At 46.0% G+C, this 18,216-nt stretch carries 18 protein-coding genes; 10 read left to right on the top strand and 8 right to left on the bottom strand.

The genetic code is table 11. The features are described from left to right. Positions 1 to 545: 545 nt before the first annotated feature. On the top strand, positions 546 to 995 hold the full coding sequence (gene ndk, locus QUB20_RS05140) for a nucleoside-diphosphate kinase (RefSeq protein WP_333238417.1): 450 nt from the start codon (positions 546 to 548) through the stop codon (positions 993 to 995). A gap of 153 nt (positions 996 to 1,148) precedes the next feature. On the opposite strand, the gene QUB20_RS05135 is transcribed toward ndk, so the two are convergent. Continuing rightward, a complete protein-coding gene (locus tag QUB20_RS05135) occupies positions 1,149 to 1,895 on the bottom strand; it encodes a creatininase family protein (RefSeq protein ID WP_333243596.1) in 747 nt (248 codons plus the stop codon). A gap of 265 nt (positions 1,896 to 2,160) precedes the next feature. Here QUB20_RS05135 and QUB20_RS05130 point away from each other — a divergent pair, with 265 nt between their 5' ends. Both QUB20_RS05130 and QUB20_RS05125 read left to right on the top strand, forming a co-directional pair. After that, positions 2,161 to 2,319: a hypothetical protein gene (locus tag QUB20_RS05130; protein ID WP_333243599.1), complete on the top strand. Its 159-nt coding sequence runs from the start codon at positions 2,161 to 2,163 to the stop codon at positions 2,317 to 2,319. Positions 2,320 to 2,430: 111 nt separating this feature from the next. Continuing rightward, entirely contained in the window at positions 2,431 to 3,171 is a 741-nt protein-coding gene (locus QUB20_RS05125) for a response regulator transcription factor (RefSeq protein ID WP_333243602.1), read from the top strand. Positions 3,172 to 3,297: 126 nt separating this feature from the next. On the opposite strand, the gene QUB20_RS05120 is transcribed toward QUB20_RS05125, so the two are convergent. The 5 genes from QUB20_RS05120 to QUB20_RS05100 form a co-directional block, all read right to left on the bottom strand. Beyond that, positions 3,298 to 3,498 (bottom strand): hypothetical protein, encoded by a 201-nt coding sequence (locus tag QUB20_RS05120; protein ID WP_333243605.1) that lies wholly within the window; start codon positions 3,496 to 3,498, stop codon positions 3,298 to 3,300. A 52-nt stretch (positions 3,499 to 3,550) separates the two neighbouring features. Then, positions 3,551 to 4,306, bottom strand: coding sequence for a 4'-phosphopantetheinyl transferase superfamily protein (locus tag QUB20_RS05115; protein WP_333243608.1), 756 nt, complete (start codon positions 4,304 to 4,306; stop codon positions 3,551 to 3,553). 4 nt (positions 4,307 to 4,310) lie between these two features. Beyond that, positions 4,311 to 4,460 carry a hypothetical protein gene (locus tag QUB20_RS05110; protein WP_333231284.1) on the bottom strand — a complete coding sequence of 50 codons (150 nt, stop codon included), beginning with the start codon at positions 4,458 to 4,460 and terminating at the stop codon, positions 4,311 to 4,313. A gap of 39 nt (positions 4,461 to 4,499) precedes the next feature. Continuing rightward, positions 4,500 to 5,813: a dihydroorotase gene (locus QUB20_RS05105; protein ID WP_333243611.1), complete on the bottom strand. Its 1,314-nt coding sequence runs from the start codon at positions 5,811 to 5,813 to the stop codon at positions 4,500 to 4,502. 235 nt (positions 5,814 to 6,048) lie between these two features. Next, positions 6,049 to 7,410, bottom strand: coding sequence for a histidine phosphatase family protein (locus QUB20_RS05100; protein WP_333243614.1), 1,362 nt, complete (start codon positions 7,408 to 7,410; stop codon positions 6,049 to 6,051). A gap of 215 nt (positions 7,411 to 7,625) precedes the next feature. Here QUB20_RS05100 and QUB20_RS05095 point away from each other — a divergent pair, with 215 nt between their 5' ends. The 7 genes from QUB20_RS05095 (at position 7,626) to QUB20_RS05065 (ending at position 15,900) form a co-directional block, all read left to right on the top strand. Beyond that, on the top strand, positions 7,626 to 9,218 hold the full coding sequence (locus QUB20_RS05095; protein WP_333243617.1) for a CPBP family glutamic-type intramembrane protease: 1,593 nt from the start codon (positions 7,626 to 7,628) through the stop codon (positions 9,216 to 9,218). A 352-nt stretch (positions 9,219 to 9,570) separates the two neighbouring features. Then, positions 9,571 to 9,783 carry a hypothetical protein gene (locus QUB20_RS05090; RefSeq protein ID WP_333051592.1) on the top strand — a complete coding sequence of 71 codons (213 nt, stop codon included), beginning with the start codon at positions 9,571 to 9,573 and terminating at the stop codon, positions 9,781 to 9,783. 94 nt (positions 9,784 to 9,877) lie between these two features. Further along, positions 9,878 to 10,225 (top strand): NINE protein, encoded by a 348-nt coding sequence (locus QUB20_RS05085; RefSeq protein ID WP_333035309.1) that lies wholly within the window; start codon positions 9,878 to 9,880, stop codon positions 10,223 to 10,225. Positions 10,226 to 10,461: 236 nt separating this feature from the next. After that, entirely contained in the window at positions 10,462 to 11,166 is a 705-nt protein-coding gene (locus tag QUB20_RS05080; RefSeq protein ID WP_333291207.1) for a helix-hairpin-helix domain-containing protein, read from the top strand. 136 nt (positions 11,167 to 11,302) lie between these two features. Next, complete coding sequence (locus tag QUB20_RS05075) at positions 11,303 to 11,785, top strand: DUF29 domain-containing protein (protein ID WP_333243623.1); 483 nt, start codon at positions 11,303 to 11,305, stop codon at positions 11,783 to 11,785. 294 nt (positions 11,786 to 12,079) lie between these two features. Next, positions 12,080 to 13,090, top strand: coding sequence for a chlorophyll synthase ChlG (gene chlG, locus QUB20_RS05070; RefSeq protein WP_333243626.1), 1,011 nt, complete (start codon positions 12,080 to 12,082; stop codon positions 13,088 to 13,090). 239 nt (positions 13,091 to 13,329) lie between these two features. Continuing rightward, positions 13,330 to 15,900, top strand: coding sequence for a penicillin-binding protein 1A (locus tag QUB20_RS05065; RefSeq protein WP_333243628.1), 2,571 nt, complete (start codon positions 13,330 to 13,332; stop codon positions 15,898 to 15,900). 116 nt (positions 15,901 to 16,016) lie between these two features. Here QUB20_RS05065 and QUB20_RS05060 read toward each other — a convergent pair whose 3' ends face one another. Together QUB20_RS05060 and QUB20_RS05055 are read right to left on the bottom strand one after the other, a co-directional pair. Next, the gene (locus QUB20_RS05060) at positions 16,017 to 17,357 is read right to left on the bottom strand and encodes a 16S rRNA (cytosine(967)-C(5))-methyltransferase (RefSeq protein WP_333243631.1); all 1,341 of its coding nucleotides are present in this window, start codon (positions 17,355 to 17,357) and stop codon (positions 16,017 to 16,019) included. A 115-nt stretch (positions 17,358 to 17,472) separates the two neighbouring features. After that, positions 17,473 to 18,189, bottom strand: a complete 717-nt coding sequence (locus QUB20_RS05055; RefSeq protein WP_333243634.1) for a Uma2 family endonuclease — start codon at positions 18,187 to 18,189, stop codon at positions 17,473 to 17,475. Positions 18,190 to 18,216 lie beyond the last annotated feature (27 nt).

Raw genomic sequence — 18,216 nt, 5'->3', positions numbered from 1 at the left:
ACCCTACATAACAATGTACCAACAATTAAGGCGGATACTGTACTTCATGAACCACCGAATATGCTGTATTATGCCAGAAGTTCGATCATCTTGTTCCCTAGAGATAAAATTTTCTACGTTTAAATTGCATATTTCGGGCGTTGCTCAAAGCCACCACACAATAGTTTGATTATTTATTGACAGATAATTTAAAGGCTGATTAACTTATAGAGGCAAATGAGCATTCTGCTCGAACTGCTAAAAAATGCTTTTTACAAAATCGCGGTGATCCATGCAAATCAGTCCTAGACGCATAGGAGTCTCCCAACCAGGTTTCTTCGGAGATTCATCGCTATTCAACAAAAATTTTTCTGAGAAACCCGGTTTCTTTAACCCTTGCTTTTATTGCTTTTTCCCTCTTTTCTCTTCCCTCTTCTTATTCCTTCTTCCTTCTTCCTGCGGCCATCAGCCTCCAAATGACAATTTCCAATTCTCAGAATTGCCTTTAGGTGCGTTGTGAGTTACTCTATCTTTTGGATCAGTTAACACAATTATAGGAGTTAATCTTGGAACGGACTTTTTTAGCGATTAAGCCCGACGGCGTACAGCGCGGACTCGTCGGCGAAATTATCGGTCGTTTTGAAGCCAAGGGCTTTAAGCTAGTTGGTATGAAACTGATGACGGCGAGTCGCGAACTAGCGGAACAACATTATGATGTTCACAAAGAAAAAGCCTTCTTTGCTGGATTGGTAAACTTTATCACTTCAGGCCCTGTTGTGGCGATGGTGTGGGAAGGCGACGGCGTTGTGGCATCGGCGAGAAAAATCATTGGTGCCACAAATCCTCTGAATGCAGAACCTGCGACAATTCGGGGAGATTTTGCCGTCAATGTCGGCCGTAATCTGATTCACGGTTCTGATGCTGTCGAGACTGCCCGTGCGGAAATTAGCCTTTGGTTCAAGGAAGAAGAATTGAGTGCTTGGACACCTTGTTTAACTCCTTGGATTGTGGAATAGTTTTGATATTCTCCCGATGGTTAATCGGGAGATATAGCCTTTCTCAAACAGATGAAATATCCTGTTGCGGACTCACTCATAACTGTAAAATATAGAAGAGTTTGACAGTTTTACTCGTTACCAAGCTATTTCTAGTAACGAGAATAAAAAACGTTAATCGGAACTTAAAAACTCCAAATAATTATTAGTCAATTCTTTGACTGCTAATTCGTAAAACTGCTGACCGTGTTCGGGGGTTGCTAATCCAGGGTTTGAACCCATTCTCCCGTCGGGAAATCGGCGGCGGAAGTCAGCAGCACCGAAAATTTTGTGCCCGGAAGCGACTTCTTCCGAAAGCGGAGCTTGCTTGATTGCTTCTGGATAAAGGTACTGGGTTAAGGCGATTTCGCTGGGGGTGGCGTGGGAGCCTTCTTGGTTTCCGTACAATTCTTTTGCTAGTTTGTAGACTGAACCGCACATGAACCAATTGCCGATTTGACACTGGATTCGATCGGCATTCGGTAAATTCAAGTCAGACAAATGGGCGTATGTCTCGGAAAATGCTGCTTTCATCGTGGCAATGTTGCCGCCGTGACCGTTGATGAAGAAATATTTCTCAAATCCCGCTTTTGCCAAAGATGTGATGTAATCCCGGATTACCAGTATCAGCGTCTGCGGTCGGAAACTGATTGTGCCGGGAAAGCTGGTGTGGTGCAAGGCCATCCCGACATTAATTGTCGGGCCGATTAAGGCATTGGCAGCTTCGCCGACACCGTGGGCGATCGCCTTGGCAGCAATGGCGTCAGTGCCGATCAAGCCGGTGGGCCCGTGCTGTTCGGTGGAGCCGATCGGGATAATTATGCCTCGCGAGCTTTCGAGATAAGCTTCTACTTCGGGCCAGGTACTCAAATGCAGCAACATGATAGGCAGTCTACAGAATTTTTACTTGCTATCGTCGATCGTAGCCGGCACGGGAAGAATAAGGAATTTGGAGCAACTTATTATTGTATTCTTAAAAAAAGCTCTTAAAGTGCGATCGCTACTTTACTGTTATATTACTTAACGTTAATAATTTAACCAATTGATTACCAAAATTTTACCTTTTAATAACCTTTTAACAGTAGTATAACAAGCATATCCCTCTAGATTGGGTGTTACGTGGTCAATTAACAGCGGGCAATGTTTTATGAAATTAACACCGACCCCGAAAAATGACCAGACTTCTGTGGCCTGGACGCAGGCAGACAGCGCGGTTCCGGCAACTGCTCTACGGCTGTATTCCTTACACGAGCAAGTAGCAAAGGTCGAGCGCGTGTCTGTGGGATGGGCTGGCGAAGGATTCTAAGCGATCAAACTTTTTGGCGATCGTACAAGCGATCGCAGCGCGAGAGTGCCTCAGCTACTGAAGAAGGTACCTCGCGCTAGCCACATACAAACATCACTCCCACTGATATTTATGTCTTCTGCTGAATTAAGCGAAAGTCCTTCAAGGTTGGCTGTTGGACAAGCCGGCCGTATCTTGTTATTGGAAGGTGAAGACCTGTTGCGGGAAATGCTAGCTTTAGCCCTTAAAGAACAGGGCTATGAGGTGGTGGTTACTAGCGACGGGCGCAACGCCCTGCCTTCTGTACAGGCTGCTGCGTCATACCACGGTGAATTTGCCTTCAACCTGTTAATCATGGATTCTATTAACGGTTTGGATCTGTGTCGAATGTTACGGCATCAAGGAAATCCCGTCCCTATTTTGATTATCGGTGCTAGAGGAAGTGCCAACAATTGCGCTTTTTACCTAGAAGCCGGATCGGATGATTATCTGACTAAGCCTTTTGGAATGCGGGAGTTTATCGCTCGCTGTCGGGCGCTGATGCGACGCCAGCGCCTCGGTCAGTTGCGACAACCGATGATGCTGCAATATAAGAGCATAACTCTGTATCCTGAAGAGTGCCGCGTGTTGGTTCGTGGTCTGGAAGTGAAATTTTCTCCTAAACAGTTTCGCTTACTAGAACTATTTATGAGTAATCCCCGGCGAGTTTGGTCTCGCGATCAGTTGCTGGAAAAAATTTGGGGCCAAGATTTTATCGGAGACAGCAAAACAGTTGACGTTCACATCCGCTGGCTGCGCGAAAAGTTGGAAATAGATCCGGCCCAACCGGAATATATCATTACGGTACGCGGGTTTGGCTATCGATTTGGTTAAATTATTAAATCAGTTGTAGGGTGGTAAATTGCAGTCGAATAGACAAATAAGGACACAAAAATGTTGTGTCCTTATTTGTCTATGGAGGGTGGGCTATACAATAGCTTGGAGGTGCAACCAGTAGAGCTATTCCAGCGACTGTTGCTGTTCTCTTTTACTCGCTCGCGATCGGTATAAACTCACATATTGCAGCATTTTCAAGAACAGGCAAGATGCCTGTTCCACAAAGAGTGAATTTTCTTTCTTGTGGAACAGGCATCTTGCCTGTTGCTGATGCAAAATGCCTGTTCCACAAAGAGTGAATTTTCTTTCTTGTGGAACAGGCATCTTGCCTGTTCATAAAAAGCTTATTGAGAATGCTGCAACATCTCAGTATAAATCAAAACTCCCCCGTCCACTGCCAACAATCAAGTTTAGAGCAATCTCCTGCAACCGCAACAGCCGCCACCATATCTGAACTAGGAATTAATTCAATTAAAGACCATTGCGATGCTTCTTCGGGGCTGTCTTCAACATTTAACAGCGCAGCAGGTTCTCCTGGTGCGAGGCTGACATCAAACTGATTCAGGGGAATAGAAAGTCCTTTACCAACTGCTTTGATATAGGCTTCTTTGCGAGTCCAGCAGGTGAAAAAAGCTCTGGGTTGGAGATGTTCTGGGAGCGAAAGCAACACAGAATATTCTAAGGGTGAAAAAAACTTTTCAGCAATCTCCTGACAAGGAAAGTTGGGATTTATGCTTTCAATATCGACACCAATATCTCGATTTTTGGTAATCGCAATTAGAGCCATGTTTCCTGAGTGAGACAAATTGAAACGCAGGGTGTTTCCACCTTGGGCGACGATGAGAGAAGGCTTGCCGTAGGGATTGTACTCAAAGCGTAAAATGTGAGAACTTATGTTAAGATAGCGACTCAGAATTGCTCTCAGCGCGCCACGACTCACAATAAATTGCGATCGACCTTTGGGAAAGTGAAAACCCTCGGCTTTTGTCCGCTCGTCGGTAGAGAGAGTCTGTTGTAAACTCTGCAAGCAAGATTCTGTTTGAGTCAGAGAGACGCGCCAAACATGAATTTCGCCCAGATCCAATATCAGGTTTTGCGGTGGGGACTTCCACGAATCAAAAGCAGCAATCATGTATTTATCTTTTTTTCTGAGTCACCTCATTCAGCATTCCCAGAAACAGGCAAGATGCCTGTTCTACTTTTGTTCTACTTTGAGAAACAGGCAAGATGCCTGTTCTACTTTGAGAAACAGGCAAGATGCCTGTTCTACTTTGAGAAACAGGCAAGATGCCTGTTCTACAATAGATAAATTTCAATCCCAAGAATCAATTAATCCAGGTTTGTACAACTTTTCCTGCTAATTGCTGTCCCAACCAAGGCGTATTTGCCGATCGCGACTTCAGACTTTGCCCGTCAACAGTCCAACTCATTTCCGGGTCGAACAAAATCAGCTCAGCAGAGACTCCCGGTGCAACCGTGAGGGGGGTTTGTCCGATACAAACGGCAGGGCCTGCGCTCAACACTCGCCACAGTTGCAAAGCCGAAAATTCGCCGGTTTCTACCAGTCCGTGCCATAGCAAAGGCAAAGCTAATTCTAAGCCGATCGCCCCAGGCGGACTATCAGCAAAAGCCACAGTTTTCTCCTCATAAGTATGCGGGTTGTGGTCGATCGCGATCGCATCAATTACGCCATCTTTCACAGCTTGAATCAACGCTAATTGGTCGCTGAGATTGCCCAACGGCGGTTCTAGGCGTAAATTCGGATCGTAGGGCAACGAAGCAGTCAGAGCATTTTTCCCGCCGGAATCTTGAGAGTTTCCTGAAATTGCCCCGACATTCAACAGCAAGTGCATCCAAGTCACACTCGCAGTCACCGGCAAACCCCGCGCCTTCGCATCTCGAATCAATTCCACGCTGCGCGCCGTAGAAACGCGCATAATGTGAACCGGAGTTCCCGCAGATGCCACCAACTCCAGGATTGCCGCCAAAGCCGAAGTTTCTGCACTCGCCGGAATTCCAGGCAAACCCAAGCGCACCGACACCGCACCCTCCCGCGCCGCCCCGTTTCCTGCCAAAGTTCGATCGCACGGCCACAAAGCCACAGACTTGCCCAAAGGCTGGATATACTCAAGCAAACGCCTCACCAGAGCCGGATTAGACAGCGGCAAACCGTCTGCAAAACCCACCACTGCACAGGAGGCCAGCTCGCCCAACTCGGCCATCTGCTGCCCTTTAACGCCGGCTGTCAGCGCGCCCCAAAAATACAAGCGGGGCAGCCCCGGCCGCAAATTGCGGATATGTTGCTGCAACAAAGCTAAACCGGCCAAATTGTCAACAGGCGGCGAAGTATCCGGCAAAATCGCCACTCGCGTAAAACCGCCAGCCGCCGCAGCCTGCATCAAAGATTCCAGCGTTTCTCGATCCTCAAAACCCGGTTCTCCGCTGTGACTGTAGATATCAGTTAGCCCCGGCCCCAAAATCAGTCCCTGACAATCCCGCACTTCTGTGTCAGCGGGAAACTCAGCAATTTTTTCCTCAACTGCTTTGATATTACCTTCAGCAATCAGAATATCAGCGATGCGATCGCTCCCTGAAACTGGATCTAGCACTCGTACATTTTGTAGCAGTTCGCGGCTCATATAACAGAAGGAAGTTCGGCAACGGATTATGTAACGGATGTAACGGATGTAACGGATGTAAAGGATAGAAAGAAGAAGGAAGAAGGAAGAAGCAATCCAGCGCATTAGTTTCAGGAATTAAGAACTTCCTAAGCGTCGGGCGCGGTTGTTATCAAAATTCAAACATTTTTCAGGCGGGCGAAGCGTAGCGGTGGGCGTTCCTTCCGCTACGGGTTCGCGATCGGCACTTTACTAATTAGAGTGCTCCGGCTGCTGTTTTGTCAAAAACGCCGCCGCTCAAATGAGTTGTGACATTCATCGCCTGCAATACCGGCAAACCATCGGGGCCGTGGGGATAATCAATCACGCTAACGGCTCCGTTTCCTTGTTTGAATTTCCAGAAATGTTCCGGTTCCAAACCGAATAGGTGGCAGAGAATAGCTTTGTTAATGGCATCGTGAGCAACGACAATTCCAGTACCAGAAACAGATTGTACGATTTCTCGCCAAGCCGCGATCGCCCGATCCCAAACTTGCTGCAAATTCTCTCCTTCGGGCATTTGGACTTTTTCAGGAGATGTTTTCCATTCCTGTAGCAAACCCGGATAGGATTGTTCGATTTCTGATTCAAACTTTCCTTCCCAAAGTCCGTGGCTAATTTCTCTCAAGTCGTCGCGGAGTTCTAGTTGCAAACCGCCGTGATGTTGGAGAATAATTTCCGCAGTTTCTTTCGGGCGCAGCATCGAACTGCTAATCGCAAAATCTAATTTTACATTCTTGAGAAATTCTGCTGCCCGCCGAGATTGTTCGCGGCCGTTATCGTTGAGAGGTACGTCTATTTGCCCCTGAAATTTACCTGCTTTATTCCAGTCGGTTTCGCCGTGACGCACCAGCAACAATCGCGGGCCTTGGTGTCCGTCCCTCGGTTTGGGAAAAATTTCCCCGGTATGGGAAGTTAAATTCACTGACTCTAATTGAACTGGAACTTTCTTTTTTTGCTCTTCAATTGCGTCGTTGGTAACAGGGGAGGTTCCAAAATTAATTACGCTAATTCCGCAATTTGACTGTTGGATTGATTGATAGTAATCTGGGGTAATTTCCGAGGCGGTGGCGATGAGAGCGCGGTTGATTCCGTTGTGACCTACTACTAGAATTGTGCCGTCTTGGTGACGCGATAAAAGTTCTTGCCAAAAATGACGGGCGTTAGCAAAAACGGCTAATACGGGAAAGTGTTCGATTTCTCCGTCAGCAGATGGCAGTTTCATGGAAAATTTGTCGGGCTGTCTTTGCCACTGCTGATATGCTTCGGGGAATTTGTCTATAGCATCTTGCCGCAGCATTCCTTCCCACAGAGGCAAATCGATTTCCATCAAATTATCAGTTGGTTGGAGTTGTGGCGGATTTGTCAAGCGCGACAGGATGATTTCCGCTGTTTCTTTGGCTCGTTGCAGGGGACTGGTATAGGCGGCATCAAAGGCGATACTGCTGAGTGTGTCGCCTACTTGCAGGGCGGCGCTGCGGCCTGCTTCTGTCAAAATCGATTTATCGAGGCGGCCTTGGATGCGGCGTTCTTGATTGTATGTGCTTTTGCCGTGACGGACTAAGATAATGCGAGTCATTCGATTTTAGATTTTAGATTTTAGATTTTAGATTTAGCCTGTTACTGCGCTTCGGGTGCGGGGTGCACGCCTTACCCAGTATTCGGGTGCGAGGCGAGTCAAAAAGATGAGCCAGTGAAATTTTACCAGTTGTCGGGATACTCTCGTCTGCAACGACCTATGATTAAAGACGGAAAAGATTTAGCCACGGATTCGCGCGGGACGGAAAACGAGGAATGACACTGAAGCGGGTTATTTTAGGTATTTTAACGGCGATCGCGATCGCCCTGGTCGGTTTATCTTTACTTGCTAGTTGGAATCAGCCGCAAATTCAAAGCCGGCTGGAACTCTACCAGACAAATTTGCTGCTGCACGCCTCGGAGTGGCAAGGAGAAAATAATCAGAGTGCTAATTTAAGTTCGGCGCGCAACAATATTGTCGGTGCAGATCCTTTAAATACGGCTTTGACGCAATATCAAGAAGCGCGAGACTCGACTCGCAAAACTCTCGAAACATCTCAAGCACAAGTTAAAGAAATTCAGTCGGCAATTGCCTCTAAGTCTGAGGATAATACTCTGAATTTGGCTCAAAATAAGGCGGCGTCCGAGTCGATCAAGCAACAGTCAGTGCTGCTAAACGAACTTGACTTGCGATTGGGAATTTTGCAGGCAAGCAGTGGTAAAACTGAGGCGGCGATCCAAACTTGGAAAGATTTAGTTGAGCGGTACAACACTCAAATTGATTACGATTCTGCGGCGGTAACTGCTAAAGTTTTAACTGGAATTTGGAGCAATCCGGCTCAACTGCTGCCGGATGCCGAGCAGAACATTCAAAAGTCTTTGGATGGCTGGTTTCGCTATCGCGCTCTCGCTCAACTTTACAAGCTGCAAGAACGTTCTAAAGAGCTGGTGGCGCTGCAAGCAGCAGAGCAAGTAACAGCCCAGCAAGCTGTAGAAAAGTTGGCAATTATTGTCGGCGTTCCGGCTATTTCGCTTTGTCTTGGCACGGTTTTGCTGGTTGGTTTGAGCCTGCAGTGGCTGTTGCAGCGGCAGCAGTTAGATACAGCAGGTTCCGGCCCGGTGTTGGCGCGAAATGCAAGCTTGACTTGGGATGTGCCTTGGGATGGCGAGATTGTTTGGCAGGTGCTGGTGGTCGGCTTTTTCTTTGTCGGGCAAATCTTGATTCCCTATTTGCTGCTGCCTGTTTCTCTGGCTGTTTTAAAACTGAATCCTGCTACTTTTGACCCGCGCGAGAAGGCTTTTTATATCTTTGCTACTTATTTGTTGCTGTCGGCGGGGGGGCTTTCGGTACTGTATTTTTCGGTGAAGTCTTTTTTGCCTTTGCCTGATGGTTGGTTTCGGATTAATTTGCGGGGAAATTGGTTTTTGTGGGGTTTTGGCGGCTATTTTGCGGCTTTGCCTTTGGTGGTTTTGGTGTCGCTGATCAATCAGCAGTTATGGCAGGGACAAGGCGGCAGTAATCCGATTTTGCCGATCGTTCTCGAAGGTAGGGATAACGTGGCTTTGGCGGTGTTTTTCGGCACTGCTGCGATCGCGGCTCCGGTTTTTGAGGAAATTGTGTTTCGGGGCTTTCTACTGCCTTCTCTGACTCGCTATTTGCCTGTTTGGGGGGCGATCGCAGCTTCTGCTTTCTTGTTTGCTGTGGCTCACTTGAGTGTGTCTGAGATTCTGCCTTTGGCGACTTTGGGTGCGGTTTTGGGGTTTGTGTACACGCGATCGCGCAATCTACTTGCTCCTATGCTTCTCCACAGTCTTTGGAACAGCGGTACTCTCCTGAGTCTGTTTCTTTTGGGCGGCGGCGCGAGTTAATTGGGGCGGTTGTTAATAATTGTGAATTAACCGAGTTTTTTTGACAGTTTTCGTGCGGGCGATCGACTCTTGCCAAAAACAGCAGTAGGGTGCTCGGTGCGCCCCTGATATCTAGGCCGGTACAATAACCGGAACTCCCATAGGGGCGGGTTCACATTAATCTGTAATATTAGCCACAGATCCAGATAGACCCGCCCCGGTTCCTTACTTTAGCGGAAAAACAGGGTTTAAGATGGAAGTAATATCTTGTCGGCTGATGATTGAGAGACTCACGCGGGCGATCGCACCCAGCGGAAGTTGACAATCCGGCTAATTTATAGCTAAATTTTAATTTAGGATGAGGCTTAAACCCATGAGCAATTTGAACAGCCGCAACTTAGAGGGAACGCCGAGTTGGATGCGTTTCGCACCCTACGCAGCCTTGGGTCTGTTAATATTTTCTTTCAATTCAGGCAGCGAACTCAATTATTTCTTGAGAGGCTACTTGGTCATTATACAAGCTCAAGCCGGTATTGTTCTGCTGTATTTTGCGATGTCTAAGTTTCGCAAAAACCCAAATAAATGAGTAAAAATTAGTAACATTACTTAGCTCGATCGTTCAAGGTCGTGCATTCAAAGTCGATGGCGGAAGTTAAAATAAAAAACTGGGGAAAGTAAAAATGGTAAAAGATAAAACCGTAGCAGTTCTGTTAGCTTTCTTTGTAGGAGGTTTCGGAATTCACAAATTTTATTTGGGCAATAACTTAGCAGGGGTATTATACTTGCTATTTTCTGGGACATTAATTCCGTTCGTGATCGCATTTTTCGATTTTCTTGGACTGCTGCTGATGTCGGAACAAGCTTTTCAGGTTCAGTACAATGGCGGCACGTTGCCGTCTGGGTATGTCCTCAGAGCGGCAAAAGATGTAACCGGGGCGATCGGCGAATTGAAAAAACTTTACGATATGGGCGCAATTACCGCCGAAGAATATGAAGAAAAACGCCAAAAACTGTTGCGAGAATTGTAATTTGCGAAGGAAGTTCGGCAACGGATTATGTAACGAATGTAACGGATGGAAGGAAGAAGGAAGAAGGAAGAAGGAAGAAGGTAGTTCGGCAACGGATTTTGTAACGGATGTAACGGATGTAAAGGATAGAAGGAAGAAGGAAGAAGGTAGAAGGTAGAAGAAAGCCCACTATTAAAAAAGTGGGAGTGAAATAAGTAAGTGTGAGATCACAACTATTATTTAAGGATAAAATTAAAGTGTCTCAAGATTTATACTGGCTACGTCAAACTCCCAACTGGGTGTGGTATGCTTTTATTCCCTACTTCGGCGGATTGGCGATCGCCTATGCAGGCCAAAAGTCAAATATTCGTAGTTGGATGGGATGGGGTGTTGCCATTACTTTAGCAGCACTAGCGGTATCTTCTTCAACTAATTTGGGTACGATCGTGTGGATTGCTCAAATTGTTACTGCTTTTAGTTTGAAAAAGCGCTATCTCATCAAAACCGCACCCAGAGGTTTACTGGTTCCGGCGAGTGCGACGAATGCCGAAGAATTGGCAAACGTGCGCGGCAAAATAGATATTAACGAGTGTACCAAAGACGATATGGTCAGAATCTTGGGTTTGCCGATCGTCTACGCCAACGATATTGAATCTCTGCAAAACGAAGGCTACATTTTTACCTACGCCGAAGAGTTATCAGAAATAGCAGGAGTTCCCGAAAGTCACGTCAGACGCATCGCTCCGATGATTTGCTTCAGCTACAATTATCAAAAAGAATCGCAGTTTACTTGGAAACGGTTAAATATTCTTTCGCCGGAAGAGTTAATCGCCAGCGGTTTAGATCGATATGTTGCGGAAAAAATAGTTAGAGAAAGGCAGAGAAAAGGCGCTTACAAATCAGTTGTCGAAGTCAAGCGGCGGACGGGACTGCCTTTTGATTCATACCGCCATATTTGTTAATTTACAGTTGTTAAGTAAGTCCAAAGCCAAAAAAACAATAATATGCGATCGAACCTTGTAGGGCCGGGTTTGACCAACAATAATTGCCTAAAACCAATCATCTCGTAAACCCGCCCCCGCCCAACTAAAAAGTATTATGACGACAAAATTAGAAGTAGAACGACAAAAATTGTATGATACAGATTACCTGAGATGGATTGAAACTACTGTGGAAAAGTTGCGGGATCGCGACTATTCAAACATCGACTGGGAAAATCTGATTGCAGAAATAGAAGACATGGGGCGAAGTGAACGCCGGAGTTTAGAGAGTAATCTGGTTGTAATTCTCCTGCACTTGCTTAAGTGGCAATTTCAACCGGATCAAAGAAGCGGTAGTTGGAAAGGCAGCATTGCCGAACATCGCAGACGCATTCGCAAAGCTATCAAAGATTCCCCCAGTCTCAAACCATATCTTGAAGAGGTATTGACTGAATGCTATGCGGATGCAGCAGAACAAGCAATTGCTGAAACTGGATTGCCTGTAGAAACGTTTCCGCAATTATGTATCTACACTTCGGTCGAGGTTCTAGATTCTGAATTTTTGCCAGATTTTCTGGCAGATGAGATGATTCAAGGGTAGTATGGCAAAAAACTCGATCGCCTCCTGGTAATTGACATTCAATGCACCGGCTGGCAAAAATCTCCCCAAGCAGGCGGGCCCAGCAAAATTATTAAAAAAAGTATTTATCCTCTTGACATTTACACAGAATAATGATATTAAAATAAGTTGATGAAACCCGTACTTTTCCCTAGCATTAACTCCAAGACGGGGTAAGTTTTCAAGACGATGCCTTAAATATCAGTGGTATCCTATCAGAATTATTATTGAAACGCAGAACGACACAATAGTAGCAGTACCGCTAACATCACACTTATGTCTGACTCTCCTCCCTCCCCAATCTCCCCAGAATCTGCACCGGAAAGTGCTGCTACCGAAAACCGCAGTTCCAAAACTCGGCAACTGTTGGGCATGAAAGGGGCCGCTAGCGGGGAAACTTCCATCTGGAAGATTCGCTTGCAATTGATGAAACCGATTACCTGGATTCCCCTGATTTGGGGCGTGGTGTGCGGGGCGGCCTCTTCTGGAAACTATGTTTGGAATCTAGAGAATTTCTCGATCGCAGCAGCTTGTATGTTGATGTCAGGGCCGTTGCTGACCGGGTACACTCAAACTTTGAACGATTTTTACGATCGCGAAATCGACGCCATTAACGAGCCCTACCGTCCAATTCCCTCCGGGATTATCTCGATTCCCCAAGTAGTAACGCAAATTTTGGTATTATTAGCCGCTGGTATTGGGGTGGCTTATGCTCTAGACTTGTGGGCGGGTCATGAATTCCCGATAATGACTGTTTTGACTCTCGGCGGCGCGTTTCTAGCTTATATCTACTCTGCGCCCCCGCTGAAACTCAAGCAGAATGGCTGGTTGGGAAATTATGCCCTGGGTGCTAGCTACATTGCCCTGCCTTGGTGGGCGGGTCAAGCTTTGTTTGGTACACTAGATCCCACGATTATGATTTTGACCCTGTTTTACAGTTTGGCTGGGCTGGGAATTGCGATCGTCAATGATTTCAAAAGTGTTGAGGGCGATCGGCAATTAGGGTTAAAATCTTTACCAGTGATGTTTGGCATCAGCACCGCAGCTTGGATTTGCGTTTTGATGATCGACATCTTTCAAGCTGGGATTGCAGGCTATCTGATCAGCATCCACCAAAACCTTTACGCTGTCATTCTGCTGCTGCTGATAATTCCCCAAATTACTTTTCAGGATATGTACTTTTTGCGTAATCCCCTGGAAAATGATGTTAAATATCAGGCAAGTGCTCAGCCTTTCCTGGTTTTGGGTATGCTGGTAGCAGCCTTGGCACTGGGTCATGCGAGTTAAGCAGAGTTTTGAGGTTTGAGTTAAAAAATTTTGAATTAAAAAAATCTAATTCACTTCTCAAAAAAATACCAAGTTCTGCAGCGTTAAGAAAAGTTTTGAATTTTGAGTTTTGAATTAAAAACTTTTTAATTCAAAAAAACTAATTCAAGGCAGCGTGTTATTCAAGAAAAAATGTCGAATTAAAAATTAAGAATTGAAGAAGGCTAGCTTTTTTAATTTTTAATTTTTAATCGGACTTGATGAGGTTTGAAGGTCTGATCGTGGCAGAATTTTTCTCAAATATCAAAGATACATTGAGCAAAGTCACTAACGCAATAAGCGGTAATTCCGATCGAGAACCGCCGAAGGCAGCGAAGGGCAATAAGCTCAACTCGCCGGAATCCGAGGCGGAATTTTCTACACGGACAAGGGATGAGCGCTCCGAGTATGTGGTATCAGAAGATGCTGCATCTCTAGAAGAGTCAGAATATTTAGACTCAGAATATTTAGAGTCAGAATATTTAGAGTCAGAATATTTAGAGCCAGAATACGCTCGATATCCAATAGTCAAACGCAATTGGCAAGGGTTGAAGCGCTTAATTGCTTGGTTGGAAATTGAACCTCAAGTTACCAGCTTGCAAACCAAGGGAAAAGAATTGTTGGGGCCGGGATTAAGTTTGCTGGGAACTAAATCACCCCAAAAATCCGATAGTAGCGAATTGCCGGAAAATAGCGAATCGCAGAACACCCAACTGCAGAGACATACGGAACTACAGGAAATTAGCACACCGCAGGAAAATAGCGCACCGCAGGAAAAAACTAAAAAACGGATCTCCCGCCGCCCTAGATTTTGGATAAGTTTAGGTGTGGTAAGTATAGGCGGGGGCGCTTTAATCTACGGTTTATGGATTTTGTACACCTTAGACAAAGGTTTGCCAGATGTTAACGATTTGTCAGCGTTTAACCGCGACGGAACGCTGACAATTAAGGCAGCAGATAATACGATTTTGTTGCAGTCGGGGCCTGCAACTAGAGATAAACTGAAACTTAAAGAAATTCCCGAACTCTTGGTTCAAGCTTTTATTGCCATAGAAGACCGCCGTTTTTATCAACATCGCGGGGTGGATTATCAAGGTATTGTGCGATCGATTGTTTCTAATTTGATCGCGCGAGATTTAGTGCAGGGCGGCAGTACAATTACGCAACAATTGGCTCGCGTTGTTTTTCTCAATCAGGAAAGAAGTATTAGGCGGAAAGTTCGAGAAGCTCTTTTAGCTCAAAAAATTGAGCGGGAGTTGAGTAAAGAGCAAGTTTTAGAAAGATATTTAAATCTGGTTTATTTGGGTTCAGATGCCTACGGAGTGGCAGATGCAGCGTTGGTTTTCTTTAGCAAAACAGTCGATAAATTAACTTTGGCAGAGATGGCAACTTTAGCGGGTTTGCCCCCGGCACCGAGCGAATATTCGCCTTTGGTTAATCCCGATATTGCTAAGCAACGCCGCAATCTTGTGCTGCAACAAATGCAGGAAGCGAAGGTAATTACAGAGGCTGAGGCGAAGGAGGCGATGGCGGAACCGATCGCCGTTAAACCAAGTCCGCCGAAGCGATTTAAAGTGGTCGCGCCTTATTTTGCTAGTTACATTCGGAAGGAATTGCCGCGCTATGTTTCTCAGGATGCTTTGGAAGCGGGCGGTTTGACTGTTGAGACGACGGTGGATTTGAAGTGGCAGAAAATAGCGGAAAAGGTGGTTAAAGATGCGATCGAAGTTGATGGCCGCCGTCAGGGTTTTGAACAGGCCGCTTTAGTTTCACTGGACACTAAGACTGGGGAAGTTAAGGCCCTGGTAGGAGGTGGAAATTTTAAGGAAAGTGAATTTAATCGCGCTACGCAGGCTTTGCGGCAGCCCGGATCGACCTTTAAAGGGTTGGTTTATGCCGCGGCGATGGCGGCTGGTTTTTCTCCCTATGACGGTTACGAAGATGAACCAATTATTATCGACGGCTATCAACCGAATAATTATGGCAAAAAATTTAGCGGTTGGCGATCGATCTCTGATGCTTTGACGCGTTCGGTGAATGTCGTAGCTGTGAAGGTGTTGATGGATGTGGGGTTTGAACCGGCGATCAAAGTAGCCAACGATATGGGAATTAAGTCGAAATTGAGTCCGATTTATTCCCTGGCTTTGGGATCTTCAGAGGTGAATTTGCTGGAGTTAACCAATGCTTACGGTACTTTAGCAGCGCAAGGGAATTTTATTGAAGCCCACGGAATTAAGCGGGTGATTAATCAGCGGGGAGATGTAATTTATCAGGCTAATTTTAAACCGAAGCGGGTTTTGGATAAGGATAGTGCTGCGATTACTACTTGGATGTTGGAGGGTGTTGTGCAAGACGGTACGGGGGGGCCTGCTGCTTTAAACGATCGCGCTGTAGCAGGCAAAACTGGTACTTCGGAAAATGTCCGGGATTTGTGGTTTATTGGTTACATTCCACAGGTTGTGACTGGAGTTTGGCTAGGAAATGATGATAATTATCCCACCTGGGGAACTAGCGGTACGGCGGCCTACAATTGGCGCGATTTTATGAGCCAAATTGTTAAGGGAATGCCGGTTGAGAAGTTTCCGAAGTTGCCGAAGTTGGAGGGCCGCAAAGGCAGTATTAAGGCTAAACCGGTGGAGCCTAAGAGGATTATTCGGGGAATGATTGTGAATGAGGATGGTGCGATCGTACCTTACAATCCCAATCCTCAACCCCGGTATCGCCAGTGGGAAGAGCCTGCTTATCAAGAGCCTGCTTATCAAGAGCCTGCTTATCAAGAACCGGGATATTAAACGGGTTTTACCAACAATTGCCACCCGTAGGGGCGGGTTTCACCAACAATAATCGCCTAAAACCAATAATCTCATAAACCCGCCCCCACGATAGCCGTAAATCACCATCTACAAATCTAATCTTGCTTTAGCCTCACCATAAAAAAGCCGTCCATGTGATGTCTGTGCGGCCACACTTTCACCCATCCTTCGGGTGATGGCTGTACGGGTAAATCAATTGTTGGCGGTTCGATTTGCCAGTTAGGATTGTTGTCTAAGAACGATCGAATAACTGTTTCATTTTCCAAGGGATGAATTGTGCAAGTTGCATAAACTAATACGCCGCCGGACTTGACAAATCTCGCTGCATTTGCTAGCAATTCCGATTGCAGTTGAGATTGTTGTTGAATGTTTTCGGGCGTGTGGCGCCAGCGGGCGTCGGCGCGGCGGTGGAGGGTTCCGAGGCCAGAACAAGGTGCGTCTAGTAAAACTCTGTCTGCGAGGTTAACAAACTCTGGAAAATGGCGGCTGTCTCCGGTATGAATTTTAATCGATTTCATCTGGAGTCTGTCTGCATTTTCTTTAAGTTTTTTGAGTCTGCTGGCGGTTTTATCGCAGGCATAAATAGTGCCTTCATCCTGCATTAATTCGGCGCTGTGGGTGGTTTTTCCTCCCGGCGCGGCGCAGGCGTCGATGATAGTTTCCCCTGGCTGGGGCCCTAGTAAATGGGTGACTAATTGAGCGCTGCTGTCTTGGATTGTCCACCAACCTTCGCTGTATCCGGGGAGGTTTTGAATTGCGCCGATGCTGCCATTTAGTCTTAATGCTTGTGGCAAGTGTGGGATTCTGCTAGTTGAGATGTTGTGGGTTTTGAAGGCAGCTTCGATTTGGGCGATCGAGCTTTTTAAGGGATTGATTCTCAGGTCAATTGTGGGGGATTGGTTGAACCATTCACAGAGTTGTTCGGTTTCAGTTTCGCCTATTTGTTCGATCCACAATTTTACCAGCCATTCGGGGAAGCTGTGCAGAATTCCTAGGCGTTCGACGGTTGATTTATAATTAGTAACTGTTAATGGGTTTAAGTCGTTATCTGTTAAACGGATGTATTGGCGCAACAAACCGTTGACAAAACTGCTGAGTCCTGAAAATCCGTTTTCTTTTGCTAGTTGAACGGTGGTGTTGACGGCGGCGGAGGGGGGAATCTGGTTGAGATATTCGAGTTGATATAAACCTAAATGTAAGATGGTGCGGAGTTCGGGCGGTTGTTGGGAGGATTTTTTTGTTGCTAGTTTGTCGATGATGAAGTCGATCGATCGCATTCTCCTGACGCTACCGTAAACTAATTCTGTGACTAAACGCCGATCGAGGTCGTTGAGTTGAGAATTGCTGAAAGCGCGATCGAGGGCGGCATCTGCGAATGCACCTCGGCGGTGGACTTCGCGGAGTGCGAGAAAAGCTATTTGGCGGGGATTTTGCATAATTAAGATATGGGGGTCTAGAAACCGGGTTTTTTACGATAAGACGCGTTACAGCCCGCAGATTTGGTGAAAAACCCATTTTCCGATCGCCCGTGATTCGAGGACTATTATAATCTCAAATGTCCTCTGGATTGATGCCCATTTCTCGGAGTTTTTCTGAAAGGCGATCGGCTTTTTGCTGTACTAACTCTTTCTCCTGTCGTTCTTGTTCCATTTGTTGCTGTGTTAATTCCATTTGTTGCTGTGCTAATTCTTTTTCTCTTGACAACTCCACATAAGACAAAAACTTCAGTCCGTCAGGCTGATAAATTTCCAAGTCTCCCGATGCAGTTTCAAAACGTATTTCCAAACGCGGACTTACCCAACCTTCTATTGCTTCAATATAGTTGAGTTTTCCGTCACTTCGCACCCAACCCATTAACTCATTATCCTCTGGATCGTAGACATAATATTCTTCGACTCCATAATTCTCGTAGAACTTAAACAGCTTATACATTGCTGTCATTCGATTTCCTGGCGAGATGATTTCAAATACAACTTGCGGCGCAATATTATCTTCAAGCCACTGTTGGTAGGAACCTCTGTCACCTTTGGGTCTGCCAAAGACTACCATAGTATCAGGTGCTTGGCGAGTTTTGTTATCTCCTTCGACGGGATACCACAGCAAATCACCTGCTACAAAGACATTTTCGTTGTCTTTGAATAAGGCATCTATCCCGCCTTGAAGTTTTACGATTAATTGGAACTGTTTGGTATTGTCAGACATGGGTTTTCCGTCGCTGTCTGGGTAGATGATTTCTGCTGAGGTTTTAGTTGGAATTGTTGCGGTCATGGGGATGACTCCATTGCTAGTAGCATC

It is taken from the genome of Microcoleus sp. B4-C2, assembly GCF_036705265.1.
In the GTDB taxonomy this organism is placed as follows: Bacteria; Cyanobacteriota; Cyanobacteriia; order Cyanobacteriales; family Microcoleaceae; genus Microcoleus.
Note: the sequence above shows the minus strand (reverse complement) of the source record. Positions and strands in the feature narration are given on the sequence as shown.